Annotated in this window: 25 protein-coding genes; 18 read left to right on the top strand and 7 right to left on the bottom strand. The window is 74.7% G+C overall.

The window, feature by feature from the left end; genetic code table 11:
- The first annotated feature begins 122 nt into the window (after window positions 1–122).
- A complete protein-coding gene (locus tag ACZ7RU_RS07790) occupies window positions 123–1,217 on the top strand; it encodes a S1C family serine protease (protein WP_470340224.1) in 1,095 nt (364 codons plus the stop codon).
- 172 nt (window positions 1,218–1,389) lie between these two features.
- On the opposite strand, the gene ACZ7RU_RS07785 is transcribed toward ACZ7RU_RS07790, so the two are convergent.
- Window positions 1,390–2,559, bottom strand: coding sequence for a sensor histidine kinase (locus ACZ7RU_RS07785; RefSeq protein WP_470340223.1), 1,170 nt, complete (start codon window positions 2,557–2,559; stop codon window positions 1,390–1,392).
- 341 nt (window positions 2,560–2,900) lie between these two features.
- Between ACZ7RU_RS07785 and ACZ7RU_RS07780 the strand changes: the two genes are divergently transcribed.
- The 11 genes from ACZ7RU_RS07780 to htpX all read left to right on the top strand — a co-directional run bounded on the left by ACZ7RU_RS07780 (window position 2,901) and on the right by htpX (window position 14,018).
- Complete coding sequence (locus tag ACZ7RU_RS07780; RefSeq protein ID WP_355267027.1) at window positions 2,901–3,317, top strand: NADH-quinone oxidoreductase subunit A; 417 nt, start codon at window positions 2,901–2,903, stop codon at window positions 3,315–3,317.
- The gene (locus ACZ7RU_RS07775) at window positions 3,308–3,958 is read left to right on the top strand and encodes an NADH-quinone oxidoreductase subunit B (protein WP_470339981.1); all 651 of its coding nucleotides are present in this window, start codon (window positions 3,308–3,310) and stop codon (window positions 3,956–3,958) included. The genes ACZ7RU_RS07780 and ACZ7RU_RS07775 overlap by 10 nt, the downstream gene beginning before the upstream one ends.
- Window positions 3,955–5,031, top strand: a complete 1,077-nt coding sequence (locus ACZ7RU_RS07770) for an NADH-quinone oxidoreductase subunit C (RefSeq protein ID WP_470339980.1) — start codon at window positions 3,955–3,957, stop codon at window positions 5,029–5,031. Before ACZ7RU_RS07775 ends, ACZ7RU_RS07770 begins: the two co-directional genes overlap by 4 nt.
- Window positions 5,028–5,987, top strand: a complete 960-nt coding sequence (nuoH, locus tag ACZ7RU_RS07765) for an NADH-quinone oxidoreductase subunit NuoH (RefSeq protein WP_464334530.1) — start codon at window positions 5,028–5,030, stop codon at window positions 5,985–5,987. The genes ACZ7RU_RS07770 and nuoH overlap by 4 nt, the downstream gene beginning before the upstream one ends.
- Window positions 5,984–6,571, top strand: a complete 588-nt coding sequence (locus tag ACZ7RU_RS07760; RefSeq protein WP_470339979.1) for a NuoI/complex I 23 kDa subunit family protein — start codon at window positions 5,984–5,986, stop codon at window positions 6,569–6,571. The genes nuoH and ACZ7RU_RS07760 overlap by 4 nt, the downstream gene beginning before the upstream one ends.
- Window positions 6,568–7,272 carry an NADH-quinone oxidoreductase subunit J family protein gene (locus ACZ7RU_RS07755; protein WP_470339978.1) on the top strand — a complete coding sequence of 235 codons (705 nt, stop codon included), beginning with the start codon at window positions 6,568–6,570 and terminating at the stop codon, window positions 7,270–7,272. Before ACZ7RU_RS07760 ends, ACZ7RU_RS07755 begins: the two co-directional genes overlap by 4 nt.
- Complete coding sequence (gene nuoK, locus ACZ7RU_RS07750; RefSeq protein ID WP_470339977.1) at window positions 7,272–7,664, top strand: NADH-quinone oxidoreductase subunit NuoK; 393 nt, start codon at window positions 7,272–7,274, stop codon at window positions 7,662–7,664. The genes ACZ7RU_RS07755 and nuoK overlap by 1 nt, the downstream gene beginning before the upstream one ends.
- Window positions 7,661–9,721, top strand: a complete 2,061-nt coding sequence (locus tag ACZ7RU_RS07745; RefSeq protein ID WP_470339976.1) for an NADH-quinone oxidoreductase subunit 5 family protein — start codon at window positions 7,661–7,663, stop codon at window positions 9,719–9,721. The genes nuoK and ACZ7RU_RS07745 overlap by 4 nt, the downstream gene beginning before the upstream one ends.
- Before the next feature lie 53 nt (window positions 9,722–9,774).
- Window positions 9,775–11,331 carry a complex I subunit 4 family protein gene (locus ACZ7RU_RS07740; protein ID WP_470339975.1) on the top strand — a complete coding sequence of 519 codons (1,557 nt, stop codon included), beginning with the start codon at window positions 9,775–9,777 and terminating at the stop codon, window positions 11,329–11,331.
- Between the two features lie 56 nt (window positions 11,332–11,387).
- A complete protein-coding gene (locus tag ACZ7RU_RS07735; RefSeq protein ID WP_470339974.1) occupies window positions 11,388–12,956 on the top strand; it encodes an NADH-quinone oxidoreductase subunit N in 1,569 nt (522 codons plus the stop codon).
- 198 nt (window positions 12,957–13,154) lie between these two features.
- Complete coding sequence (gene htpX / locus ACZ7RU_RS07730) at window positions 13,155–14,018, top strand: zinc metalloprotease HtpX (RefSeq protein ID WP_470339973.1); 864 nt, start codon at window positions 13,155–13,157, stop codon at window positions 14,016–14,018.
- 37 nt (window positions 14,019–14,055) lie between these two features.
- Here htpX and ACZ7RU_RS07725 read toward each other — a convergent pair whose 3' ends face one another.
- Window positions 14,056–15,510 (bottom strand): aminotransferase-like domain-containing protein, encoded by a 1,455-nt coding sequence (locus tag ACZ7RU_RS07725; RefSeq protein ID WP_470339972.1) that lies wholly within the window; start codon window positions 15,508–15,510, stop codon window positions 14,056–14,058.
- Between ACZ7RU_RS07725 and ACZ7RU_RS07720 the strand changes: the two genes are divergently transcribed.
- From ACZ7RU_RS07720 to ACZ7RU_RS07710, 3 genes are all read left to right on the top strand, one after another.
- Window positions 15,509–16,417, top strand: a complete 909-nt coding sequence (locus ACZ7RU_RS07720; RefSeq protein WP_470339971.1) for a DMT family transporter — start codon at window positions 15,509–15,511, stop codon at window positions 16,415–16,417. The two genes, ACZ7RU_RS07725 and ACZ7RU_RS07720, sit on opposite strands and share 2 nt — an antisense overlap.
- A gap of 157 nt (window positions 16,418–16,574) precedes the next feature.
- Window positions 16,575–17,000 carry a BlaI/MecI/CopY family transcriptional regulator gene (locus ACZ7RU_RS07715; protein WP_470339970.1) on the top strand — a complete coding sequence of 142 codons (426 nt, stop codon included), beginning with the start codon at window positions 16,575–16,577 and terminating at the stop codon, window positions 16,998–17,000.
- 3 nt (window positions 17,001–17,003) lie between these two features.
- Window positions 17,004–17,960: a M48 family metalloprotease gene (locus tag ACZ7RU_RS07710; protein ID WP_470339969.1), complete on the top strand. Its 957-nt coding sequence runs from the start codon at window positions 17,004–17,006 to the stop codon at window positions 17,958–17,960.
- Between the two features lie 43 nt (window positions 17,961–18,003).
- Here ACZ7RU_RS07710 and ACZ7RU_RS07705 read toward each other — a convergent pair whose 3' ends face one another.
- Entirely contained in the window at window positions 18,004–18,693 is a 690-nt protein-coding gene (locus tag ACZ7RU_RS07705; protein ID WP_470339968.1) for an NAD(P)H-dependent oxidoreductase, read from the bottom strand.
- Between the two features lie 73 nt (window positions 18,694–18,766).
- Between ACZ7RU_RS07705 and ACZ7RU_RS07700 the strand changes: the two genes are divergently transcribed.
- Window positions 18,767–19,702 (top strand): sigma-70 family RNA polymerase sigma factor, encoded by a 936-nt coding sequence (locus tag ACZ7RU_RS07700; RefSeq protein ID WP_470339967.1) that lies wholly within the window; start codon window positions 18,767–18,769, stop codon window positions 19,700–19,702.
- Between the two features lie 163 nt (window positions 19,703–19,865).
- Here ACZ7RU_RS07700 and mug read toward each other — a convergent pair whose 3' ends face one another.
- From mug to ACZ7RU_RS07680, 4 genes are all read right to left on the bottom strand, one after another.
- Entirely contained in the window at window positions 19,866–20,453 is a 588-nt protein-coding gene (gene mug / locus ACZ7RU_RS07695) for a G/U mismatch-specific DNA glycosylase (protein ID WP_470340222.1), read from the bottom strand.
- 14 nt (window positions 20,454–20,467) lie between these two features.
- Window positions 20,468–21,601, bottom strand: a complete 1,134-nt coding sequence (locus ACZ7RU_RS07690) for a phosphatase PAP2 family protein (RefSeq protein WP_470339966.1) — start codon at window positions 21,599–21,601, stop codon at window positions 20,468–20,470.
- A gap of 137 nt (window positions 21,602–21,738) precedes the next feature.
- Window positions 21,739–22,818, bottom strand: a complete 1,080-nt coding sequence (locus ACZ7RU_RS07685; protein ID WP_470340221.1) for an aminopeptidase P family protein — start codon at window positions 22,816–22,818, stop codon at window positions 21,739–21,741.
- A gap of 748 nt (window positions 22,819–23,566) precedes the next feature.
- Window positions 23,567–24,904: an MFS transporter gene (locus tag ACZ7RU_RS07680; RefSeq protein WP_470339965.1), complete on the bottom strand. Its 1,338-nt coding sequence runs from the start codon at window positions 24,902–24,904 to the stop codon at window positions 23,567–23,569.
- A 157-nt stretch (window positions 24,905–25,061) separates the two neighbouring features.
- Here ACZ7RU_RS07680 and ACZ7RU_RS07675 point away from each other — a divergent pair, with 157 nt between their 5' ends.
- Both ACZ7RU_RS07675 and ACZ7RU_RS07670 read left to right on the top strand, forming a co-directional pair.
- Complete coding sequence (locus ACZ7RU_RS07675; protein WP_470339964.1) at window positions 25,062–25,718, top strand: ArsR/SmtB family transcription factor; 657 nt, start codon at window positions 25,062–25,064, stop codon at window positions 25,716–25,718.
- A gap of 42 nt (window positions 25,719–25,760) precedes the next feature.
- Window positions 25,761–26,255 carry a hypothetical protein gene (locus tag ACZ7RU_RS07670; RefSeq protein WP_470339963.1) on the top strand — a complete coding sequence of 165 codons (495 nt, stop codon included), beginning with the start codon at window positions 25,761–25,763 and terminating at the stop codon, window positions 26,253–26,255.
- Window positions 26,256–26,414 lie beyond the last annotated feature (159 nt).

Genomic DNA, 26,414 nt, shown 5'->3' with positions numbered 1-26,414 from the left:
GCGAAGTGGACAAAACGGTGAAAACCTGGCAGGGATTTTCGTGCGCTCATGCCCGCGCCCGCTCGGCGTGGTGACGAATCGGAGGCAGCCAGGTGAGCCGTCACAAGGAACACACCCGCCCCCTGCCGTACGGGCGGCTGCCGGGGGCGGTCGCGGGCGCGGCGGCGGCCGCGCTGGCGCTGGCCGGGTGCAGCAGCGGCTCCTCCTCCCAGGCCACCGTCGCCGCCACCACCTCGCCGTCGGCCCCCGGCGCCACCCAGGCCGCGCCCGGCCAGTCGAACGGCGCGACCCAGTTGCAGGAGGCCTACCAGACGGTGATCGCCAACGTGCTGCCCTCCGTGGTGCAGATCACCACCGGCGACAGCCTCGGCTCCGGGATCGTCTACGACGACAAGGGCGACATCGTCACCAACGCCCACGTGATCGGCTCCGCGAAGACCTTCACGGTGACCCTCGCCAACAGCACCACCACGCTGGACGCCGAGCTGGTCGGCAGCTACCCCGACTCCGACCTCGCGGTGATCCGGCTGAGCAAGCCGCCGAGCGGGCTGCGGCCGGCCAGCTTCGGCGATTCGGGCAAGGTCCAGCTCGGCCAGATCACCCTCGCCATGGGCAGCCCGCTGGGGCTCGCCAGCAGCGTCACCCAGGGCATCGTCTCGGCCACCGGGCGGACCGTCACCGAGCCCCAGGGCCCCGGCTCGCCGGGCGCCACCATCGGAAACATGGTGCAGACCTCGGCGGCGATCAACCCGGGCAACAGCGGCGGCGCGCTGGTGAACCTGGACAGCAAGGTGATCGGCATCAACACGCTCGCCGCGACCGAACCCCAGACCAACGGCTCGGCCGCCCCCGGCATCGGCTTCGCCATCCCGGCCAGCACCATCACCAGCATCGCCGACCAGCTGATCAAGCAGGGCAAGGTCACCAACTCCGGCCGGGCCGCGCTCGGCATCACCGCCCGGACCAGCTTCAACCAGCAGTTCCAGCCGGCCGGCGCGGTCATCGTGGCGGTCACCGCGGGCGGCGCGGCGGCCTCGGCGGGGCTCCAGGCCGGTGACGTGATCACCAGGATCGACGACACCCAGGTGGACTCGCTGAACGCGCTCACCACCGCGCTCGCCTCGCTCACCCCGGGCAGCAAGGTCACCGTCACGTACACCAGGGACGGTGCCACCAAGACCGCCGAGGTCACCCTCGGCGAACTGCGGGCTCCCTAGCCGGACCACTCCGAACCCCGGTACGGGGACGCCGGGCCGCACGCCGCGCAAGGGTTCAGCGGGTCGGGTGCCGTACCGGAACGGCGCCGGGACCTCGTCTCTGCCTCGACGAGGTCCCGGCGCCCTGCTGTTCGTCACGGGCCGTGCGGTGCGGTGCCCTCCGCGGGCGGGGTCAGCGGCGGGCGGTGCGGGTGCGCCAGGGCAGCTCGACGGTGACGGTGGTCGGGCCGCCCTCGGGGCTGTCCACCAGGAAGACCCCGTCCACCGCGCGGATCCGCTCGGCCAGTCCGCCCAGGCCGCTGCCCGGGTAGGGGGCCGCGCCGCCCTTGCCGTCGTCCTGGACCAGCACCATCAGCTGCTCCTCCGAGCGCCAGACCTCGACCGAGGCGGTGCGGGCGCCGGCGTGCTTGGAGACGTTGGTCAGCAGTTCGCTGACGGTGAAGTAGGCGATGCCCTCGACCGCCGAGTCCGGCCGCTCGGGCTGCCCGTCCGGGCCGGCCAGGTCGACGTTCACCCGGACCCCGCCGGGGACGGTGCAGCGGGCGGCGACCGCGGACAGCGCGGCGTCCAGGCCGCGGTCGGTGAGCACCGCCGGGTGGATGCCGCGGGCCAGGTCGCGCAGCTCCTGGAGGGCCAGCTTCACCTCGCCGTGGGCGTTGTCGACCATCCTGGTGGCGGCCGCCATGTCGTCCTCGCTCTCCACCTCGCGCAGCCGCTCCTTGGCCATCCCGAGGTCCATCGCCAGCGCGACCAGCCGGGCCTGGGCCCCGTCGTGCAGGTCACGCTCGATCCGGCGCAGGTCGGCGGCGGCGGTGTCGACCACCGTGCCGCGGTCGTCCTCCAGCTCGCGCACCCGCTCGGCCAGGGCGCCCGGGAAGAGCAGCGACTCGATCAGGATGCGGTCGACCGCGGCGAGCCCGCGGACCACCCAGGGCAGCACCGGCCAGAGCACGATCACCGAGACCAGGGTCAGCGTGAAGCTGAGCACGCCCCACGGCAGCATCAGCACGTTGTAGAGCGCCGAGCGCCAGTTCAGCAGGTCGGTCAGCTGGGCGATGGTGTAGCCGACCATCCCCGGGCGGCGCGGCTTCACCGGCTCCGGCTCGTCGATCTCGGAGCCGTACGCCACCCGCGCCCGCTGCCGGCCCAGCGCGCCCAGGGAGCGCGAGGCGGCCAGCCCGCCGGCCAGCAGCGGCAGGCCGATCACGGTGACCGACAGGCCCAGGCCGACCGACAGCGTGGTCACGGCCACCAGGAAGCCGAAGATGCCGAGCGGCAGGTTGAACAGCAGTCGGCCGGCCTGGTGCCACATCCTCGTGCCGTACAGCGGCGGGCGCTCCATCCGAGCGTCCTGCTCCTTGATGGCGTCCACGGCGCGGTGCAGCGGCTTCATCCGGATCTACCGTCCCTACTTCGTCGTGCGGCTGGACCAAGCTTCCCGAACCGGGGGCGGTGGATGCCATGGGGGTGATACATCTTCCCGGCCGGGGGTTAACCCCACCCCCGGGCCCGGCCACCGGACGTCCGGCGGGGTGTCCACCCGCCGTCTTGCGGATCGGGCAGGGTTCGGGCGGAGCGGAGCGGGCCCCTTAGACTCACGCTCTGGCCGGCGTTAGGCCTGTGAGAGTAAACGTCGTAGAACTGTCCTGAGGGCGGGTTCACGGCCGAGGTGGAGGCGAAGGCATGGAGGGGAAGCGCGCGGCGGTGGCCGCGGCCGACCCGGCGGTCGGCAGCGGCTACTTCGACGCGTACGCCGCGATGGGCCTGCTGGCCGTCGTCGGGGTGCTCTTCGTCGCCGTGGCGTTCACCGCCAACCGGCTGCTGCGGCCCGTGGTGTACTCGCCCGAGAAACTCCTCGCCTACGAGTGCGGGGTGGACCCGGTGGGCGAGGACTGGGCGCACACCCAGATCCGCTACTACGTGTACGCCTTCCTGTACGTGATCTTCGCGGTCGACGCGATCTACCTGTTCCCCTGGGCGACCGTCTTCGCCTCCGCCGGGTACGGCGCCGGAACGCTGATCGAGATGTTCCTGTTCATCGGCTTCCTCGCGGTCGGGTTGCTCTACGCCTGGAAGAAGGGCGTTCTGGAATGGACGTGACGCACTCCCACTCGCATGGCGGCGGCCAGGGCGGCCCCGTCCCGCTCGGCCTGCCGGACCCGGCGCGCCCCGGCGCCGTCGAGCGCCGCGGCATCGGCCCGCTGGCCCGGCTCGCGCCGGACCCGGTCAAGGTGGTGCTCAACTGGGGCCGCCGCTACAGCCTCTGGTGCTTCAACTTCGGCCTGGCCTGCTGCGCGATCGAGTTCATCGCCGCGTCCATGGCCAAGCACGACTTCATCCGGATGGGCGTCATCCCGTTCGCGCCCGGCCCTCGTCAGGCTGATCTGATGATCGTCTCCGGGACGGTCACCGACAAGATGGCGCCCGCCGTGAAGCGCCTCTACGAGCAGATGCCCGAGCCGAAGTACGTCATCTCCTTCGGCGCCTGCTCCAACTCCGGCGGCCCGTACTGGGACTCGTACTCGGTCACCAAGGGCGTGGACCAGATCATCCCGGTGGACGTCTACGTGCCCGGCTGCCCGCCGCGGCCGGAGGCGCTGCTCCAGGGCATCCTCAAGCTCCAGGAGAAGATCGCCGCCGAGTCCCTGCCGGACCGCTACACCGCGCCCGCGTCGGCCCTGCGCCGCCCGCTGGTGGCCGGGCCGTCGAACGGCGACCGGACCGAGGGAGGGGCCTCGTGACGTCCGCCGAGCAGTACGCGGCGTCGGTCGGGGAGTGGGCGACCGGCGCCGAGGCGTACGGGCTGATCACCGTCGACGTCCCGGCCGAGCACTGGACCGAGGCGCTCACCAACGCCCGGGACGTCCTGGGCCTGGGATTCTTCGACTGGCTGAGCGCCGTCGACGAACTCGCCGAGGGCTTCTCCGTGGTCGCCCACCTGGCCGCCGTCGAGGCGCCGGGCGTGCGGCACCTCGCGCTGCGCACCCGGGTGCCGCGCGACGGGGCCGCGCTGCCGACCGCCGTCCCGGTGTACGCGGGTGCCGCCTGGCACGAGCGCGAGACCCACGAGATGTTCGGCATCGACTTCCCCGGGCACCCCCACCTGGTCACCCTGCTGCTGCCGGACGGCTTCGAGGGGCACCCGCTGCGCAAGGAGTTCGTGCTCGCGGCGCGGGTCGCCAAGGACTGGCCGGGCGCCAAGGAGCCGGGCGAGTCCGACCACGGCGGCGGGCCGGCCCGGCGCAAGATGCAGCCGGCCGGTGTGCCGGACCCGAACGAGTGGGGGCCGCTCAAGGGCACCCTGCCGCCGGTCGCCGAGCGGCCCGCGCGCGGTGCGCGGGCGGCGGGCGCGGCGGCGCGGACGCCCCGGGCGGCCGCGGCCGCCGGTGCGGCCGGTGCTGCCGCTGCCGAGGGCGGTGCTCCGGTGCGGGCGGACCGGCCGCGGCGGACGCGGTCGGTGTCGGAGGGGTCGGCGAGCCAGGCGGGTGCCGAGGCTCCGGACACTCCGGCCGCCCCGGCGGTTGAGGGTGCCCCGCCGGTGCGGGCGGACCGGCCGCGGCGGACCCGGTCGGTGTCCGAGGGGTCGGCCAGCCAGACGACCGGCCAGACGACCGGCGAGCCGCCGGTCGAGCCCGCGGCCCCCGTACGGCACCGGCCCGCCGACGCGCCCCGCTCCTCCGACGCGCCCTGGCACAACCCGGTGCCCGCCCACGACGGGGAGCCGTCGGACGGCCGACCGGGCGGGCAGCAGCCGGACGAGCAGAAGGACGAGACCTCGGCCGGGCCGGCCGACCAGGACGGAGACGGCGCGTGAACCTGCTCGACACGGTGCTGCGCTGCGTCGCCACCCTCGTCGTCTTCCTGGTCTTCCCGCTGGTCATCGGCCAGACCGAGCACAAGGTCATGGCGCACATGCAGGGCCGGCTCGGCCCGATGTACGCGGGCGGCTTCCACGGCTGGGCGCAGCTCGTCGCGGACGGCGTGAAGTTCGCGCAGAAGGAGGACATCGTCCCGGCCGGGGCGGACCGCCGGATCTTCCAGCTGGCGCCCGCCGTCTCGCTGCTGCCGTACCTCTTCGTGCTGCTGGCGATCCCGGTCGGTCCGAACGGCTTCGTCGGCCAGGCGGTCGACGCCGGCCTGTTCTTCGTGCTGGCCGTGATGGGCGTCGGCGTGATCGGCAAGCTGATGGCCGGCTGGGCCTCCGCGAACAAGTTCTCGCTGCTCGGCGGCCTGCGCACGGCCGCCCAGCTGATGTCGTACGAGCTGCCGATGGTGCTGGCGGCGGCCTCGGTGGCGATGGCCGCCGGCACCCTGTCGCTGCCCGGGATCGTGGACGCCTGGGAGTGGTACTGGCTGCCCTGGCAGATCATCGGCGCGTTCGTCTTCTTCACGGCCGGTCTGGCCGAGCTCCAGCGCCCGCCGTTCGACATGCCGATCGCCGACTCGGAGATCATCTTCGGCGCGTACACCGAGTACACCGGCCTGCGGTTCGCCCTGTTCCTGCTGTCCGAGTACGTGGGCATCCTGGTGGTGTCCGCGCTGACCGCGGTGCTCTTCCTGGGCGGCTGGCACGGACCGCTGCCGGATCAGCTCGGCTGGCTCTGGATGATCCTCAAGACCTTCGCGCTGGCCTTCGTGGTCATCTGGCTGCGGGTCACCTACCCGCGGCTGCGCGAGGACCAGCTGATGCGCTTCGCGTGGACGGTGCTGATCCCGCTCGCGCTGGTCCAGCTGGCCCTCACCGGCATCATCAAGGTGGCGATCTCATGAGTTTTCCCGGTGTGGGCCTGGCCAAGGGCCTGGCGGTGACGCTGCGGACGATGACGAGGAAGAGCGTCACCGCGCAGTACCCCGACGTGCAGCCGGTGCTGCCGCCGCGTTCGCGCGGCGTCATCGCGCTGCTGGAGGAGAACTGCACGGTGTGCATGCTCTGCGCGCGCGAGTGCCCGGACTGGTGCATCTACATCGACTCCCACAAGGAGACGCTGCCGGCCGCCGAGCCGAACGCCCGGGCCCGCACCCGCAACGTGCTGGACCGGTTCGCCATCGACTTCTCGCTCTGCATGTACTGCGGGATCTGCATCGAGGTCTGCCCCTTCGACGCGCTGTTCTGGTCGCCGGAGTTCGAGTACGCGGAGACCGACATCCACGAGCTGACCCACGAGCGGGAGAAGCTCCGCGAGTGGATGTGGACCGTCCCGGCGCCGCCGGCGCTGGACCCGGCGGCCGAGGAGCCCAAGGAGATCGCCACCGCGCGCAAGGCGGCGGACAAGCTGGTGGCCGCCGCGGCTGCTGCCGAGGCCGAGGCTGCCGAGGCCGCCGCCGCTGTCGAGGAGAAGGGTGACGACGCATGAGTGTCTCGGCCACGCTTCTCGCGGCGACCGGTTCGTTGGAGCCGGCCGCCCGTTCGTTCCTGTCCCCGACCGGGCAGGAGATCGTCTTCCTGCTGGTCGGCATCGCCGTGCTCGGCTCGGCCGTGGTCTCCGTGACCACTCGGCAGCTGGTGCACGCGGCGCTCTGGCTGGTGGTCGCGCTCGGTGGGCTGGCGGTGGAGTTCCTGCTGCTCACGGCCGAGTTCATCGCCTGGGTGCAGGTGCTGATCTACCTCGGCTCGGTGGTCGTCCTGGTGCTGTTCGGGCTGATGCTCACCAAGGCGCCGATCGGGCGCTCGCCGGACGCCGACTCCAAGAACCGCTGGGTGGCCCTGGCCGTGGCGCTGGCCTCGGCCGGGACGCTGGTCACGCTGGTGGTCGACGCCTTCCGGACCTCCTGGATCGACCTCGGCCAGGGCGGCGGCTCGGCCGCCGTCACCGGGGCCAGCCTGTTCCGGCACTGGGTGCTGCCCTTCGAGGCGCTGTCCGTGCTGCTGCTGGCGGCGCTGGTCGGCGCGATCGTGCTGTCGCGCGGCTCCAAGCGGCGGGTGCCGCCGCCCCGGGCGGGCCGGCTGCGCGCCGGGCGGCCGGTCGGATCGAACGGGACGGTCGCCGCGACCGCGCCCAAGCCGTCCACGCCTGAGCCGACTGCGCCTTCCGCGCCCGTGACGGAGGAGAGCTGATGCACCTCGCCTACCCCGCCGTCCTCGCCGCGCTGCTGTTCAGCGTCGGCGTGTACGGCGTGCTCGCCCGGCGCAACGCCGTCCTGGTGCTGATGTCCGTCGAGCTGATGCTCAACGCCGTCAACCTCAACCTGGTCGCCTTCGACGCCTGGCTGCGGGACTCGCTGCACGCCGGGCAGGCGCTCACCCTGTTCACCATCACCGTCGCCGCCGCCGAGATCGGCCTGGGGCTCGCCATCGTCCTGCTGCTGTTCCGGGCCCGGGGCACCGCGGACATCGACCGGGCCACCGCGCTCGGCGATCCGGCCGAGGCGCTCGCCGTGGAGGAGCCGCCGGTCGACGCCGAGGCGCCGGCCGGAGCCGGGGCACTGAAGGGCCAGGCCGCCGCATGAACCTCGCCCTGCCCGTACTCGTCCCGGCGCTGCCCGCGCTCGGAGCCGCCGCCACCCTGGCCGTCGGCAGGAAGGCGCCCGGGCCGGCCCGGCCGCTGGCGATCGTCCCGGTGGCCGTCTCGGCGGTGCTCGCCCTGGTCGTCGCCCTCCAGCTCGGCACCGGCCAGACCCTGGACGCCGCCACCCGGCTCACCCCGACCGGCGGCCCGGACATCGCGCTCGCCCTCCACCTGGACGGCTTCAGCTCGCTGATCTCGGTGCTGGTCGGACTGGTCGCCACCTGCGTCCAGGTCTACTCGACCGCGTACCTCAAGGAGGACCCGCGCTACCCCTCGTACGCGGCGCTGGTCTCGCTGTTCACCGCGGCGATGTTCCTGGTGGTCTACTCGGGCGACCTGAGCGTGCTGCTGGTCGGCTGGGAGGTGATGGGCCTGTGCTCGTACTTCCTGATCGGCCACCACTGGGAGACCGCGGACGCCCGCTCGGCCTCGCTGAAGGCCTTCCTGGTCACCAAGCTCGGTGACGTGCCGTTCCTGTTCGGGATCTTCCTGCTCGGCGCGGACGCCGGCAGCTTCCGGGTCCCGGACGTGCTGGCGGCCGCGACCGAGGGACGGCTCGCGCACCCGACGCTGACCGCGCTGCTGCTGCTCGCCGGCGTGGCCGGCAAGAGCGCGCAGTTCCCGCTGCACACCTGGCTCCCGGACGCGATGGCCGGCCCGACCCCGGTCTCCGCGCTGATCCACGCCGCCACCATGGTCGCGGCCGGCATCTACCTGGTCGCCCGGCTGCTGCCGGTGTTCCTGCTGTCGGGCGCGGCGCTGCTCGTGCTCGCGGTGATGGCCGCCGTGACGATGATCGGCTCGGCGCTCTGCGCGCTCGCCCAGGACGACCTCAAGCGGGTGCTCGCCTACTCCACCGTCGGCCAGCTCGGCTACATGGCCGGTGCGCTGGCCAGCGGGGACCGCGAGGCCTCGGTCTTCCACCTGGTCAGCCACGGCGCGTTCAAGGCGCTGCTGTTCCTGGCCGCCGGTGTGGTGATCCACGCCGCGCACACCAACTCGCTCTCCGCGATGTCCCGCATCCCGGGGCTGCGCGGGCGGGTGCCGGACGCCTACTGGACGATGGGCATCGCGCTGGTCGCCCTGGTCGGGCTGCCGCCGTTCTCCGGCTTCTTCAGCAAGGAGGCGGTGCTGGCCGCCGCCGAGCACGCCGCCAACGGCGAGGCGCTGACCAACGGGCTCGGCCCGTCCTCGGCGGTGCCGCAGGCGGCCGGGTGGATCGTGCTGATCTCCGCCGGGCTGACCGCGCTGCTCACCGCCGCGTACGCGACCCGGCTCTTCCTGCTGGCCTTCCACAGCCCGGCCGGTGCCGCCGCGGCCGCACCCAAGGTGCTGCCCGCCGCCGACCGGGGCACCGTCGTGGCCGACCACGAGGCCGGGGCGCCGTACTCGCCCGAGCTCGACGAGGCCGACCCGACCGCCGCCGAACCGCCCGCGATGCGCTGGCCGCTGTGGGTGCTGGCGGTGCCGACCATGGGCTTCGGCGTCGCCGGCCTGGGCTCGGACTGGCTGCCCGCGCTGCTGGACGGCGGCTCGCTGCGGCCCTCCGCGGTCACCGCCGTCACCGGGACCGGGCTCGCCGTGGTCGGCGTGCTCGCCGCGTACGGCGCCTGGCGCTCGGCGACCGCCCGGCTGGGCACCGGCCGTCCGGCCCCGGCCGGCGCGGGCCGGGTGCCCGGGCAGGGCGGGATCCCGGCCGCCGAGGTGATCGTCGCCGACCCCGGGCGCACCCTGCTCGGCCCGCTGTTCGGCCCGGCCCGGCACGGCTTCGGCGTCGACCGGCTGTACCACGCGCTGTTCGTCCGCCCGGTGGGCGCCGCCGCCAAGCTGGTCCGCTTCCTCGACCGCGAGGTCGTCGAGACCTACGTGCGCGGCAGCGGAGCGGGAGCCGACCTGCTCGGCCGGGCCGTCCGGCTGGCGCAGACCGGAAACGCCCAGACGTACCTCAGCGCCCTGCTGGCCGTCGTCGTCCTGCTGGCCGTCCTGGTGGCGGTGTAGCCGGTGCTGCTCTCCTCCACCTCCGTCCTCTCGACCGCTGCCGGGAGCCCCCGATGAACGCAGTCCTCATCGCCCTCCTGGTGCTTCCGCTGCTCGGCGCCGCGCTCACCCTGGCGCCGGTGTTCGGGCCGGACCGGGCCGTGGCCGGCCGGCGGGCCCTGCGGCTGAACACCGTCGTCACCGGTGCGGTGTTCCTGCTCGCCGTGGCCCTCGCGGCCGGCTTCGACCACGACGAGCCCGCCCGGATGCAGGCCACCACCGACGTGTCCTGGATCCCGGCCCTGGACGTGCGCCTCCACCTCGGGGTGGACGGCGTCTCGCTGCCGCTGGTCGTGCTGACCGCGCTGCTCACCTTCCTCTGCGCGCTGTACTCGGAGAAGCGGCTGCCGGACGGGGAGGACGTGCCCTCGGCGCAGGCCTTCGTCGGGCTGTTCCTCCTGCTCGAGGTCGGCATGCTCGCCACCTTCGCGGTGCTGGACCTCCTGCTCTTCTTCGTGTCCTTCGAGATCGTGCTGATCCCGATGTACTTCCTGATCGCCCGCTGGGGGAGCGGCGCGAAGGTGCCGGCCGCCAACCGGTTCATCCTCTACACGCTGCTGGGCTCGGCCGTGATGCTGCTCGGCTTCCTGCTGATCGGCAGCAAGGCCGGCACCTTCGACATGCAGGCCCTGGCCACCGCGCACGGCAGTGGCCTGAGCCACACCACCCAGGTGATCGCCGCGCTGGCGATCCTGGTCGGGCTCGCGGTCAAGGCCCCCGCCTGGCCGCTGCACAGCTGGCTCCCCGACGCCCACACCGCCGCCCCGACGGTGGGCTCGGTGCTGCTCGCCGGCGTGCTGCTGAAGATGGGCACCTACGGTCTGGTCCGCGTCCTCCTCCCGGTCGTGCCGGACGGCGCCGCCACCCTGGCGCCCTACCTGGGCGCCTTCGCGGCCGTCGGCATCGTCTACGGCTCACTGGCCTGCCTGGCGCTGGCCCGCCCCGGCGCCAAGGGCGACCTCAAGCGCCTGATCGCCTACTCCTCCGTCGGCCACATGGGCTTCGTGCTGCTCGGCATCGCCTCCCTCACCCCGGTGGGCGTCAACGGCGCGCTGTTCGCCAACATCGCCCACGGTCTGATCACCGGTCTGCTGTTCTTCGTCGTCGGCGCGCTCAAGGACCGCTACGGCACGGCCGACCTCGACACCCTCTCCGGCACCACCGGCGCCGCCCTGTACGGCCGGGCCCCGCGGCTCGGCGCGCTGCTCGCCTTCGCCGCCGTCGCCAGCCTCGGCCTGCCCGGCCTGGCCGGCTTCTGGGGCGAGCTGCTCGCCATGTTCGGCGCGTTCGACCCGGCCGACGGCCTGTCGCGCCCCGCGTTCGTCACCTACATGGTCCTGGCCGGCCTCGGCACCCTCCTCACCGCCGCGTACCTCCTGATCGTGGTCAGGCGCGTCTGCATGGGGGACCCCACGCAGCCCGCACCGGTGGCCGAACTCACCGACCTGCGCCCGTACGAGGCCGTCAGCTGGACGCCGCTGGCGGCGCTCACCCTGCTCGCCGGTCTCTGGCCCGCGCTGCTGCTCGGCCTCTCCGACCCCGCCGTCAAGCACCTCCTCGGGGGTGGCTGACCGTGCTCGCAGCCCAGACCGCCGCACTCGGACCTCACTCCACGGGGCAGCACACTGTGACCTCCCTCGCCGTAGCCAACCCGGGCAGCCTGATCCAGTCCGTGGACTGGGTGGCGATCGCGCCCCCGCTGATCGCCGCCGTGGCCGCCCTCGTGGTGCTGCTCACGGACCTCTTCCTGCCCGAGCGGCACAAGAAGTGGCTCGGCCGCCTCACCGCGGCCGGACTCGCCCTCGCCCTCATCGCACTCCTCCCCCTCACCGGCCGGTCACCCCGGGCGACCTTCTGTGCGCAGAACGTAGCAGGGGGGTCTGACACTCCATCGATCGGCGGCTCCGCCGCGGCCGGCTGCTCGTACGTCGCCGACCACTTCGCCCTGGTGTTCCAGCTGCTCGCCCTCGGCGGCGCGCTGATCGCGGCGCTGCTGTCGGCGCACACCGTGGAGAGCGAGAAGCTGCCGCGCGGCGAGTACTGGTTCCTGCTGCTCTCCAGCGCCACCGGCGCCGCCCTGCTGCCGGCCTCCCGCGACCTCGCCACCATGGTGATCGCCCTGGAGGTCGCCTCGCTGCCCGCCTTCGCCCTGGTCGCGCTGCGCCGGGACGGTCGGGGCGCGGAGGCCGCGTTCAAGTTCTTCGTCTCCTCGGTGACCGCGACGGCCGTGATGCTGCTCGGCGTCGGCTTCGTCTACGCGGCGAGCGGCAGCCTGCACCTCGGCGCCGTCGCCCAGGGCCTGGAGCACGCCCCCGGCCAGCTCAGGCCGCTGGCCGAGGCGGGCGCGGTGCTGACCCTGGTCGGCTTCGCCTTCAAGGTCGCCGCCGTCCCGTTCCACTTCTGGGTGCCGGACACCTACACCGGCGCGCCGCTGCCGGTGGCCGGCTACCTCTCGGTGGTCGGCAAGGCGGCCGGCCTGTCCGGGCTCGCGCTCGCCACCACCGTCGCCTTCCGCCCGTACGCCCACACCTGGGGCCCGGTGCTCGTCGTGCTGGCCGCCGTCACCATGACCGCCGGCAACGTCGGCGCGCTGCGGCAGCGCTTCGACACCCGGTACAGCGCGGTGCGGCTGCTCGCCTGGTCCTCGGTCGGCCAGGCCGGGTACCTGCTGGTGCCGCTCGCCGCGGCCGGCTACGCGCCCGCCGGCGTGGACCCGCTCGGCGCCACCGCCGCGTACGCGCTGATCTACGGCGTGGTGAACCTCGGCGCCTTCGGGGTGGTCGCCGCCGTCGGGCGCCGGGCCGGGACCAGCGTGGACGACTTCCGCGGCCTGTTCTCCCGCAACCGCTGGACGGCGCTGGCGCTCGCCTTCTTCCTGCTCTGCCTGGCCGGGCTGCCGCCGGGCGTGGTCGGCCTGTTCGGCAAGGTCGTGGTGTTCCGCGCGGCGGTCGACGCCGGGCTGGGCTGGCTGGCCGTGGTGATGGCCGTCAACGTGGTCGTCGCCCTGTACTACTACCTGCTGTGGACGGCCCGGCTGTTCGCGCCGGCGGGCGAGGAGCCCCTCGGGGAGGGCGCCGCCGGGCACCGCCTGCCGGTGAGCCTCACCGCGACGCTGGGGCTCACCGCCTCGGCGGCCGTGGTCCTCTCGGTGGCGCCGCAGCTGGTCCTCCAGGTCGCGGGCGGCTCGCTGTTCTGAGCCCGGGCGTCCTGAGCCCGGGCCGGGGGCCGGTGGTGCGGCCCGGCGGTTCCGCGCCGGCGTCGCGGCGGTGTCTCGTCGGTCCAGCGGTGGTGTCGCGTCGGTCACAAGGGAACAAGGTCCCCGGCCCCACCCGTTGACCGGGCAAGAGGGACGAGGCAGAAAGGGCTTCCCCACCGCACCACTGGAGGGCCTGACGTGCACAGCCGGCACAACGGACTGAGGACCGCCGTCCTGCTCGGAGGCCTCTCGGCGCTGATCCTGGTGATCGGCGGACTCTTCGGACGCACCGGCTTCGTGATCGCCCTGCTGGTCGCCCTCGGCACCAACGCGTACGCCTACTGGAACAGCGACAGGATCGCGCTGCGGGCCATGCGGGCCCGGCCGGTCAGCGAGTTCGAGGCGCCCGGGCTGTACCGGATCGTCCGCGAGCTCTCCACCTCGGCCCGCCAGCCGATGCCCCGCCTCTACATCTCCCCGACCCCGGCCCCCAACGCCTTCGCCACCGGCCGCAACCCGCGCAACGCGGCGGTCTGCTGCACCGAGGGCATCCTGCGGATCCTGGACGAGCGCGAGCTGCGGGGCGTGCTCGGACACGAGCTGAGCCACGTCTACAACCGGGACATCCTGATCTCCTCGGTGGCCGGGGCGCTCGCCTCGGTGGTGATGTTCCTGGTGAACTTCGCCTGGCTGATCCCGTTCGGGCGCGACGAGGACGACGACGGCCCCGGGCTGTTCGGGATGCTCGCGATCATGATCCTCGGCCCGCTCGCGGCCGGGCTGATCCAGATGGCGGTCAGCCGCTCCCGCGAGTACCAGGCCGACGCCGACGGCGCCCGGATCACCGGCGACCCGCTGGCCCTCGCCGACGCCCTGCGCAAGCTCGACGCCGGCACCCGTCAGCTGCCCCTCCCGCCCGAGCCGCAGCTCCAGACGGCGAGCCACATGATGATCGCCAGCCCCTTCCGGCCCGGCGAGGCCGGCGCCAGGCTCTTCTCCACCCACCCGCCGATGGCCGAGCGCATCGCCCGCCTGGAGCGGATGGCGGGCCGGCGGGCCTAGCGGGCCGCCGCGTGGCGGCGCTGACGGACGCGGAGCGTCAGCCCGCCGCCTCCTCGTACGCCAGGCGCAGGCGGTGGACGCCCTCGGCGACCTGGGCGGCGCTCTCCGCCGCCGCGTAGCTGAGGCGCAGGTGGGGGGCCGGGGGCTCGGCGGGGTGGTACGGGCGGCCGGGGGAGAGCTGGACGCCGGCGCGCAGGGCGGCTCCGGCGATGGTGTTGTCGTCGACGCCGTCCGGCAGGCGCAGCCACAGGTGGTAGCCGCCGGGGCGGTGGGCGCCGAGGACACCGGGCAGTTCGCGGTGCATGGCGGCGACGGCGGCGGTGCGGCGGTCGCGCAGTTCGGCGCCGAGGGCGCGCAGGTGACGGGCCCACGCGGGGTCGGCGACCAGTTCCAGGGTGGCCTCCTGGAGCGGCCGGGGCACGAAGAAGCTGTCCACCACCTGGGTCGCCCGCAGCCGGGCCAGTGCCGGGCCGCGCGCGGTGAGGGCGCCGACCCGCAGGTTGGGGGAGGCCGCCTTGGTCAGCGAGCGCAGGTGGACCACGACCCCGTCCCGGTCGTCGGCGGCGAGCGGGCGCGGCAGCGAGGGGGCGTCCGCGTGGACCAGCAGCCGGGCGAAGTCGTCCTCGACCACGAAGGCCCCGGCCGCCCGGGCGATCCGCAGCACCTCCGCCCGCCGTCCGGGCGACAGCACCGCGCCGGTGGGGTTCTGGAACAGCGGCTGGCAGACGAAGACCCGCGCCCGGGTGGTCTCGAAGGCGTCCGCCAACAGGTCGGTGCGCACGCCGTCGGCGTCCACCGGGACGGGGACGGGCCGCAGCCCGGCCGCCCGGACGACCGCCAGGATGCCCGAGTACGTCGGCGACTCCACCAGCACCGGCGCTCCGGGCGCGGCGAGCGCCCGCATGGCGACGGTCAGCCCGCTCTGCCCGCCGGAGGTGATCAGGACGTCCCCGGCGCCGATCGGCCCGCCGTGGCCGCCGATGTCGCGGGCGAACCAGCCGCGCAGCTCGGTGAGGCCGTCGGTGGGCGGGCGGCTCCAGGCGCCCGGCCGCCGGCCGGCCCGGGCGAGGGCGGCGGCGAGCAGCCGCTCGGGCAGCAGCGAGGCGTGCGGGTAACCGCTGTTGAGGTCGATGACGTCCGGCGGGGGCACCCGGAGGGTGGCGAACACCGGGGCGGCGAGCAGGTCGCGCGGGCCGGAGTCGGCACTGAGCGCGATCTGCTGCCAGGAGAGGTCGCCGGTCCGGCCGGCCGGGGCGGCGGGGACGGCCGGGGCCGCGGCGAAGGCCGCCGCCCGGAACACCCCGGAGCCCGGCCGGGAGACCACCAGCCCCTCGGCCACGAGCACCGCGATGGCCCGGGAGACCGTCACCGGGCTGACCTGGTGACGCTCCACCAGGGCCCGGCTGGAGGGCAGCTTCCGTCCCTCCGGGTAGCGCTCGACCTCCCGTCGCAGGGTGTCGGCGAGTTCGGCCACACTGCTACGCTCGTTCATGACGGCACAAGATAGCGCTACCCGCTCCCAGGCGGTAGCACCTCGACCGGCCCCCGCCTCCGGCACCGCCCTCGCGGCCCTCGGGGTGGCCTCCTTCTCGCTCAGCTTCCCCGCCACCGCGTGGTCACTGACGGGCTTCGGCCCGTGGTCCGCGACCGGTCTGCGCGGCGCCCTGGCCGGACTGCTGGCCGTGGGCTACCTGGCGGCCGTCCGCGCCCCGCTGCCGAGGCGCCGGCACTGGCCCGGCCTGCTGGTGGTCTCCGGCGGCTGCGTCCTCGGCTTCCCGCTGCTGACCACGCTGGCCCTGCGCACCTCCTCGACCGCCCACTCGGCGGTGGTCATCGGCGTGCTGCCGCTGGCCACGGCGGCGGTCGCGGCGCTGCGCACCGGCCGCCGGCCGTCCGGGGCGTTCTGGGCGGCGGCGCTCGCCGGGGCCGCCGCCGTCCTCGCCTTCACGCTGGTGCAGAGCCACGGCCGGCCGACCACCGCCGACCTCTACCTGTTCGTGGCGCTGCTGCTCTGCGCCGCCGGGTACGCCGAGGGCGGGCGGCTCTCCCGGGAGCTGCCGGGCGCCCAGGTGATCGCCTGGGCGGTGGTGGCCGCGCTGCCCGTGACGCTGCTGACCACCGCGCTCGGGCTGGGCGCCGAGCCGGTCCGGCTCGGGGCGAAGGCGCTGGTCGGGCTGGCGTACACGGCGGCGGTCTCGCAGCTCGGCGGGTTCGTGCTCTGGTACCGGGGGATGGCCGGGATCGGGGTGCCGAGGGCCAGTCAGCTCCAGCTCGCCCAGCCGCTGCTGACCCTGGTCTGGTCGGTGCTGCTGCTCGGCGAGCGGCTGCCGGCGGCGGCACCGGTCACCGCGGTGGTGGTGCTGGTCTGCATCGCCGTCACCCAGCGGGCCCGGACCTGACCCACGGCGCCGCGAACCCCGGTGCCGTACGCCCGGCGGGGTCCCTGTGCCGTACGCCCGCGAACCCCGGCTCCGACCGGCCCGGTGCGGCCCTCGCTCGTTAGGATGATCCCGCGCCCGTCGGTCCGGGCGCGGCATCCGGAGGGAGTGGGCCGCCATGGCAGACGAGAGGAACGCCCCGGCGGCCGGGGACGCGCCGACCCGCCGACGCGGCCAGGGCGAGCTGGAGGCCCAGGTGCTCGCGGTGCTCCAGCAGGCGCCCGGCCCGGCCGCCGCGGGATGGGTCCAGGAACGCCTGGAGGGCGACCTGGCGTACACCACGGTGATGACCATCCTGTCCCGGCTGCACGCCAAGAACGCCGTGACCCGGACCCGCTCCGGCCGTTCCTACCTGTGGCAGGCCTCCTCGGACGCCGCCGGGCTGGCCGCGCTGCGGATGCGCCGGATGCTCGACGGGGAGGCGGACCGGGACGCCGTCCTGGCCAGCTTCGTCACCGCGCTGCTGCCCCACGACGAGGAACTGCTGCGGGCGCTGCTGGACGCCGCGTCCGCCGATCCGGCGGCGACCGACCGTGAGAGCTGATCCGTGGGCGTCTTCGTCTTCCTCCCGCTCGTCCTGCCGCTCACCGCGGTCCCGATCGCGCGGCTGACCGAGCAGCACCTGCATCCGCGCGGGGCGGCCCGGCTGATGACCGTGATCAGCGCGGTGCTGGCGCTGTGCAGCGTGGTCTGCCTCGGGCTGATCGGCGTGGTGGGCACCGCGCAGATCCCCGGCAACCCGCTGCCGGACGGCTGGTCCGACCCGGAGGTGCGGGCCGTGCTGCCGTACCACGAGACGGTCGGCACCGCCGCGATGTGGCTGCTGGCCCTGGTGGGCTTCGCCTGCGCCCGGACGGTCGTCCGGCACCTGCGGGTGCGGATCCGGGCCCGCCGGGCGCTGAGCGGGCTGCCCGCCGGGCCGGGGGAGTCCGGCGACCTCGCGGTGCTGCCGGACCGCAGCCCGTACGCCTACGCCCTGCCCGGCTCGCCCGGCCGGGTGGTGGTCTCCACCGGGATGCTGGCCGGGCTGGCCGCCGACGAACGCGAGGCGCTGCTCGCCCACGAGCGGGCGCACCTGCGCCACCGGCACCACCGGTACCTGCTGACCACCCAGCTCGCCGCCTGCGTCAACCCGTTCCTGCGGCCGTTGCAGCACGCGGTGGCGTACAGCGCGGAGCGGTGGGCGGACGAGGACTCGGCGCAGGCCGTCGGGGACCGCCGGATCACCGCGCGGGCGGTGGCCCGGGCGGCGCTGGTCTCGCACGCCGCCCCGGTCCCCGGCTTCGCGGCCTTCGCCTCCCCGGCCGCGGCGGCCGGGCCGGTGCCGCGCCGGGTCGCCGCACTGCTCGGCCCGGTGCCGACCTCCCGCAACTGGCCGCCGGCCAAGACTCCGGCGGGCCTGGCGGCGATGGTCGCGGCGATCGGTACGGCGGCGTCGGCGCTGTGCGCGCTCAACGCCGCCGTGGCCCTGCTGGTGGTGCTCAAGGCCGTCACCCCGCTGTAGGGCGTCACCCCGCCGTGGGGCGCGGCCCGTGGGCGGGGCGGGCTCAGAGCGTCGCGGCCAGCTCGTCGAGGGCGGCCTCGGCCGCCGCCAGCGACTCGGCGGCGAGCGGCCGCAGGGCGTTCAACGCCGGGATGTCCGCGGCCCTGGTGAGCTCCGCGGTGACCACGTGCAGGTGCTCCGCCGCGACCCCGATCCGGTCGAAGTACGCCCGCAGGTACGGGACCTGGAAGTCGCAGCGGGCGCGCGGCGTGCCCGGCGCGTAGCCACCGCCGCGGACCGCGACCACCACCACGCGGGTGTCGCGCAGCAGCGGCTCGCCGCTCTCCGGGTCGTGGTGGACGCCGGGGAAGGTGACCCGGTCGATCCACGCCCTGAGGCCGGTCGAGACGGTGTAGTTGTACATCGGGCTGCCGATCAGCAGGGTGTCGGCGGCCCGCAGCTCCTCGATCAGCGGGCGGCCGAGCGCCCACTCGCGCGCCTCGTCCGGCCCCTCGGCGAGGCGGTCGATCTCGTCCAGCGGGAGTATCCCCTTGCGCTCGGTGCGGCGGCCGAGGGCGTCGAAGGGGGCGCCCACCGCGGGCACCGGGTCGGCGGCGAGGTCGCGGTGCCGGTACCGGGCGGCGGCACCGTGCCGGGCGCGCCAGGCCTCGGCGAAACGGGCGGTCAGGGCTCGACTGACCGAGCCGGACGGGCTGATGCTGGAGTCCAGGTGGAGCAGCGTGGCGGAGGTCATGGGGTCTCCTGGTCACCTCGGAGGGGGACGGATCGTCATGGCGGTGACGAGTCGCGCCGAGGACAGGTGACCGATGGACCGCAACGCGAGGCCGGGAGCGGCGGCCGGAACACCGGAGGCCCCGGGACGGGATGCCGGGGCGCAGGCCGAGCGGTTCGAGGCCGAGCGCGGCCGGCTGCGGGCGATCGCCCAGCGGATGCTCGGCTCGACCGGCGAGGCCGAGGACGCCGTGCAGGAGGCCTGGCTGCGGCTGGTCCGCACCGATCCGGCGGAGATCGGCAACCTGCCCGGCTGGCTGACCACCGTGGTCTCCCGGATCTGCCTGGACCTGCTGCGGGCCCGCGCGGCGCGGCGCGAGGAGCCGACCGACGAGGCGCTGCCGGACCCGACGGGCGGCGGCCCGGAGCCGGAACGGGAGGCGCTGCTGGTCGAGTCGGTGGGACGGGCGCTGCTCGTGGTGCTGGACCGGCTGGGCCCGGCCGAGCGGGTCGCCTTCGTGCTGCACGACGGTTTCGCGGTGCCCTTCGAGCAGATCGCGCCGATCGTCGGGCGGACCCCGGTGGCCGCCAGGAAACTGGCCAGCCGGGCCCGGCAGCGAGTCCGCGGGACGGCCGCGCTGCCCCCGGAGCCGCTGGCCGGGCACCGGCGGGTGGTGGAGGCCTTCCTGGCCGCCGCCCGGGGCGGGGACCTGGCCGACCTGCTGGCCGTGCTGGCCCCGGACGTGGTGCGCCGGGCCGATCCGGCGGCGCTGGGGCCCGGCCTCGCGCCGGTGGCCCGGGGGGCGCGGGCCGTCGCCCGGGAGACCACGGTCTTCGGCCGCCGGGCCCGCTACGGCGCGGTGGCGCTGGTGGACGGGGTTCCCGGCATCCTGATCGCCCCGGACGGGCGGCTGCGGCTGGTGCTGCGGCTGGCAGTCGCGGACGGCCGGGTGGCCGACTACGAGGTGGTGGCCGACCCGGCCCGGCTCGCCGCGCTCGACCTGGCCGTACTGCCCGTCCAGCCGGGGTGAGTGCGGCCGGGGGTCGCCGAGCCGGTCGTACTGGGAGACCGCGCCGCACCAGGCGGTCCGGCCGTGCTCGCGCAGGGCGCCGATCGCCGAGTGGGTGCGCCAGACGCGGGGTGCCGGCCGGGCTGTCGGCGGCCCGGCCTTCGGCGGTTCAGTCCTCGGCGGTTCAGCCCTCGGCGGGTCGGTCCTCGGCCGTTCGGTCCTCGTCGGTGCGGCCGTCGACGGCCTCCCGGAGCCTGCGGAACTCCTCGGCCAGCCCGTCCAGGGTGTAGTGGGCGTTGAGGCCGCTGGGGTTCGGCAGCACCCACACCTCGGTGTCGCCGATGCGCTCCGGCTGCCGCCCGAGGGCGGCCCGGCGCTGCCCGAAGGCCGTCCGGTAGGCGCCGATGCCGAGCACCGCCAGGACGCGCGGGCGCAGCCGCAGCACCCGTTCGCGCAGCGCGGCGCCGCCCTCGCGCAGCTCCTCGGCGGTCAGCTCGTCCGCCTTGGCGGTGGTGCGCGGGGCGACGTTGGTGATGCCCAGGCCGAGCGCGAGCAACTCCCGCTGCTCGTCCGGGCGGTACTGGCGCCCGGTGAAACCGGAGCGGTACAGGGCGGGCCAGAAGCGGTTGCCCGGACGGGCGAAGTGGTGCCCGGTGGCGCCGGACCACAGGCCCGGATTGATGCCGCAGAACAGCACCCGCAGGCCGGGTCCGGAGACGTCCGGGATGGTGGTGTCCTTGGCGGCCAGCAACTGCTCGGCGGTGGGCTTCATCGGTGCGCTCGGATTCACCCGGCCAAGTCTGCCGTGCCCTTCGCGGTGTCCTTCGCCGCGCCCTTGGCCGTGCTCTCCGTCGGGGCCGTCGGGGCATACGCCGTCACGCCCGACGCCGTCGCACCTGAAGCCGTCGCACCTGAAGCCGGGGCCGGGGCCGAAACCGGAACCGAAGTCGTGTCGGCCGCACGCCGGTTGCGCAGTCGGCGCAGGCCGAACACCACCACCGCCGCGTAGGCCCAGCCGACGAAGACGTCGATGATGAAGTGCTCCGCGCCGTAGACCAGGGTGAAGGTCATCGCGAGCGGGTAGGCGACCAGCACCGCCCGCAGCCGGCGCTTGGCGGTGGGCCAGAAGAAGAACAGCAGCATCGCCGGGTAGGCGGAGTGCAGCGAGGGCATCGCGGCGACATCGTTGGCGAACTGACTGCCGTTCTCCAGCAGGGAGTCGGCCTGCGGCAGCCCGCTCACCGAGATCACCTCCCAGACCACCCGGGTGAGGTGCGGCAGGTTGCCCTCCTGGGAGACCAGCCACGGCGGGTCGGCCGGATAGAGGATGTAGGTGGCGAAGCCCGCGAAGGTGAGCGCCAGGTAGGCGGCGAGCAGTTGCCGGAAGCGGTGGTGGGCGCGCCGCCAGAGCACCGCGAGCAGCAGGTAGACGACGAAGAAGTGCGAGAGGTAGACCGCCACCGCGGCGTAGTCGTACCAGTGCGGTGAGCCGGAGTCGTAGAGGGCGTGCTGGAGCCGGACGGTCCAGGTCTCGCCGAAGCCGAGCATCTCGTCGAAGCGCAGCTGCGGCAGCCAGTGCGGGGCCCACGGGGTGTGCGCGCCGTAGCCGCGCAGCAGCGAGTACGTCCACACCACGGCCATCACCGGGACCCAGTCGCGCAGGACCAGGAGGAAGCCGCGGGGGCCGTGTCCGCTGTGCACGGCGGCGGTCAGCAGGGCGGCGATCAGCCAGAGGAACAGCACGTCGTTGGCCGCGGGGATGCCCTCGGTACGGAGGAACCAGAGCAAGCACGTCAGGTAGAGCGGCCAGGCCAGCCAGCGGAGTCTCGACCAGCCCGTCACGCGGGGGCGGGGCGGAGGCACCGGGCGCGGCTGCCCGGCCCGCACGTCGTGCGGGGCCGGGGGGAGGGTCTTGGTCATGCGCACCGAAACTAGCAACCCAAACTTGGAGGTCTCTGGGTGAAATATGACCGGATCGTAAGAACATCGGATTCGGTCGGCACCCGGTTGGACGGTCGGTCAAGGACGGTAGGTCGTGGACGGATGGTCACGGACGGTCAGGCCACGATGCCCAACTCGTGCGGGGTGTTGTTGAAGCGGCGGCCACCGTCCTCGGTGACGGTGACGATGTCCTCGATCCGGACCCCGAACCGGCCGGGCAGGTAGATCCCGGGCTCGATCGAGAAGCACATGCCCGGCACCAGCGGCCGCTCCTCGCCCTCCACCAGGTACGGAGGTTCGTGCGTGGTGGTGCCGATGCCGTGGCCGGTGCGGTGGATGAAGTACTCGCCGTACCCGCCCTCGGTGATCACCCGGCGGGCGATCCGGTCGATCTCCTGGCACGCGATCCCGGGGCGGACCGCCTCGAAGGCGGTCTGCTGGGCCAGCCGGACCAGCCCGTGCACCTTCCGCACCTCGTCCGGGACGTCCGGTCCGACGTGCACCGTGCGGGTGGTGTCGGAGCCGTACCCGTCCTTCAGACCGCCGAAGTCCAGCACCACGGTGTCACCCGTACGGATGACCCGGTCACCGGCCTCGTGGTGCGGATCGGCGCCGTTCGGGCCGGAGCCGACCACGGTGAAGTCGACCTGGCTGTGCCCGTACTGGATGAGCAGCGCGCCGAGGTCGGCGGCCACGTCGGTCTCCCGGCGGCCGGCGAAGCCGACCTCCAGGATGCGCCGGTAGGCGGCGTCCGCCGCGCCGCCGGCCGCGGCCAGGCGCTCCAGCTCCTCGATGTCCTTGACAGCGCGCAGCATCGGCAGGCTGTCGGTGAGCGAGGTGAAGGAGACACCGGGCAGCGCGGCCTGGAAGCCGAGCAGGTGCAGCGCCCAGGTGTTGTCGGAGACGCCGTACCGTCCGGCCGGGTCGAGCAGCGGGCCGACGGTGGCGAACGGGTCCGCGCCGTCGGACCAGTCGAGCAGCCGGACGGCCGGAGCGCCGACCGCCTTCTCGGCGTCCGGACGCTCCAACTTCGGTACCACCAGCGCTGGTTCGCGACCGGCGGTGAGGACGAGGGCGGTCAGCCGCTCGGTGGTCGCGGTGGGCGAGTAGCCGCACAGGTAGGCCAGGTCGGGGCCGGGAGCGACGACCAGGCCGGCCAGCCCGGCGGCGGTCGCCTCGGCGGTGGCGCGGGCCATCCGGGCGGTGTGGTCCTCGACGGTGAAGGGGCGGGGCACGGCGGGTCCTCCTCTGGGCCGGACGGGCTCGGCTGAGCCTTCGTCAGGTCGACTCCATCACTTGTCCGCCGAGTTGGCGAAGCCCTCGGGGAGGCGCCGGTGCGATCCGGACGGCGGGACGGCCGCTCCCCGCCGGGCCGGCGCGGCTCCGGCGGGCCCGTCGGCATCGGGGCGCGGTGGGGGAGGGCGCGGGCGGGGCCGCGGACCGGGCCGGGCGGCGGGCCGGGGGCCGCGGCGGCCGGGGCGAGGCGCAGACCGGTCAGTGCGGCGGTGGCCAGCAGGGCGAGCGCCGGCCAGGACGGTCGGCGGGCGGCGGCCGTCCGGCCGGGCCGCCGGGGTCCGCCGCCGGGGGTGCCGAGGGTGCCAGGGCCGGTGCGTCCGGTGCGGTCAGGCGGGGGCCCGTCCGTGGAACTCATCCGGTCCTCCTCCGGTGCGGCGCCGCTGCGGCTCGGCCGGTCGCCCGGGCCCTGTCCCGCGGGACACGGGCCGCGCGACACGAGCCTCGTGGGGCGGCAAGGCCGGACGGATCGCACGGGTGGCGCGGGTCCGGCGCGACGGGGCTGCGCCCGCTCCGGGAAGATCCCCGGGGCGGGCGGTACCCGGTCAGTTCACCCGTCTGCCGGGCCCGCCGCATGCGGCGGTCGGCCGTGCGGGTGACCGGCGGGCGGGCCCAGGTACCGGTCCTGCCCGTACGCCGGTCACGCCGGGGTCAGTCCTGCGGGGAGCCCGACCCCTCGGCGGGCCAGACGGCGCGGCGCAGCGTGCGGCTCGCGGTCGCGACCAGCAGCGCGGTGGCGAGCAGGGCGCTGATCGCGACCAGCACGGCGGCGGGGGAGGACCGGTCCAGCAGCAGGCCGGTGACGAAGGTCCCGGCGGGCATGCCGGCGGTGAGCAGCGTCATGGTCGCCGCGATCACCCGGCCGCGCAGCGCGTCCGCCACCTGGCGGAAGACCAGCAGGTCGAGCATCACCCGCATGGCCGGCACGCCCGCACCGAACACGAACAGCGCGGCGAAGACGGTCGGCGTCCCGCCGGGCAGCAGCGGCGCCAGCGGGACCAGGACGGTGATCCAGCCCATCGCCAGCAGCAGCACGCCGGGGCCGGCCAGCCGGTGCAGCCGGGCGACCAGGGTGGCGCCGGCCAGCGCGCCGACCGCCTCGCCGGCCAAGGCCAGCCCGATCCCGGCGCTGCCGGTGCCCTGCTCGCGCAGCAGCACCATCACGGGCAGCAGGAGCGCGGCCCCGGTCAGGTTGATCACCAGCAGGACGGCCAGGGCGCCCCGCAGCAGCGGGGAGGCGGCGAGGACGCGGAAGCCGGCCAGGGCGCCGCCCCCGGCGGGCCGGCCGGGAGCCCCGGACTCGTGCGGGCTGGGGAAGCGCACCGCGAGGGCGGCGGCCAGGGCGAGCAGCGAGGCGAGTGCGGCCCCGAGGAAGGGGACCGCCCGGCCGAGCCCGAACAGGAACCCGGCCAGCGGCGGTCCGGCCAGCGCGGCCCCGCTCATCCGGGCCTCGTCCTGGGCCAGCGCCTGGGACAGCTGCTCCGGCGGGACCACCGAGCGCAGTGCGAGCAGCCGGACCGGGCCGCTGTAGGCGACGGTCGCGCCGATCACGGCGGCGACCAGCAGCAGGTGGGCCAGGTGCGGCGGGCCGAACGCCAGGGCCGCCGGGACGCTGGCGAGGGCGAGCAGCCGGGCGCCGTCGGCGGCGACCAGCACCCGGCGGCGGTCCACCCGGTCGGCCACCAGGCCGCCGTGGACGCCCAGCAGCAGGGTGGTGGCCATCTGCACGGCGCCGAAGGCCCCGGCGGCGGTGGAGGAGCCGGTGAGCGCGAGGACCAGCAGGGGGAAGGCGGTGTCGCCGATCACCATGCCGAGGGTCGCGGAGGCCTGGCCGGCCCAGAGGGCCTGGAACCGCAGGTTGCGCCGCAGCGGTACGGGCGGCGGCGGCGGTGCGGACGGGGCCGGCTCGTACGGGGCCGGCTTGTACGGAGGTGCCTCGTCATCCGGTCGGAGCCGCGTCGGTGCCGTCGTCGTCGGCTGGTCCGCCATGTCCTGCCTCCATCGTTCGCGATCGCCGCAACCATTCACGTTCATGTGAATGATGTCCCATGCGTGATTGATTACGCAAGGGTGATCGATCGCTTGATGGTGAGCGCTCACCGGAGCGTGATTGCGGACGGAGCGGCCGATCTGGAAGGGTGGCCCCGTGGTCGAGCACGCACCGGAAGCCGCCGACAGCGGCGAGCAGCAGCCCGTCACCTGGGTCAAGGAACGCCAGGTGTCCGACGTCGCGGTGCTCAAGGCGCTGGCCGACCCGCTGCGCCTGGCCATCCTCGGCGCCCTCCAGTCCTCCGAGGACCGCCCGCTGACGGCCAAGGAGCTCGCCGCCGCGCTGGACGAGCCGCAGACCAAGCTCTACCGGCACATCAAGCATCTGGAGAAGGCCGGGCTGATCCTGGTGGCCGGCACCCGGCTGGTCTCCGGCATCGTGGAGAGCCGCTACCGGGTCGCCCAGGGGGCGATCCGGCTGGCCCCGGGGATGTTCACCGCCGGCTCCCCGACCCGCTCCGAGGCGTACGACGCCGTCCTGGCCGCGATGGACCGGGTGCGGTCCGACTTCCGCGCCAGGATCGCCGAGGGCCGACTGGACTTCGGCCGGACGCCGGGCGAATCGGGCCCGCCGTCGGGACTGTTCGCGGACTTCGCGCTGCGGCTCAGCCCCGACCGGCTGGACCGGTTGCGTTCCCAACTGGCCGAAATCTTCGACCAACTGAACGAGGAAGGGCCGAGTTCGGCTGAGGACGCGCTGGACGTGACCGTCTTCACCCTGCTCTACGGTCTCCGACCGGGCACGGAATCATAAATTCCGGGCCGACTGTCGGTGCGGTGGGACACCATGGCCGCCATGTCCTATGAACTCCAGGCGCTGATAGGAACCCGCGAGCTGCTGACGGTGGCGGCGGCGGAGGTTCCGGCGGCCCGGGTGGTGCCCCTGACGCAGGGGCTGGCGCTGATCCCGGTCACCTCCGCCGTCCTCGCCGCGCTCCAGGGGGACGGCGGGGTGGGCAGGTCCGGCGGCGGGGCCGGGTTCGGGTGGCAGTCGGACGGCTTCGAACTCCGGCTGGCCGCCTGGTCGAAGGCCGGCCCGATCGCCTGCGTCGAGGCGGACTACTTCGGCGGTAGCGGCACCCAGCGGGCCGCCGTCTGGGCGGACGGCGGGATCGCCCTCGGCCCGCTCGCCATCGGCGAGCTCGAGCCCTCCCCGGCCGAGGGCACCCCGATCTCCCGCGCCCTGCGGTGGATCGGGGCGCGCACCGAGGAGGGCCGGGTGGACGAGTTCGAGTCGGTCGGCCTCGGCCGGTACCGCAGCACCGCCGGCTGGGCGGAGCCGACCGACTGACCTCGCCGGCCCGAGCCCGAGCCCGAGCCCGCGAACGTGAACGTGAAGGGCGCGGCGGGGGGGGGGGTCTTTTAGGGGTTGCCTCTTTGGTTTGCGCGTGCCCTCTCCTTTTTCTTCAGCATTACTTCCCCCCCCAGCATCCTCCCCCTCCCCTCCTTT

Source organism: Kitasatospora sp. NPDC114501 (genome assembly GCF_055633695.1).
The sequence above is the reverse complement of the archived record's forward strand: the minus strand, read 5'-3'. Positions and strand labels throughout refer to the sequence as shown.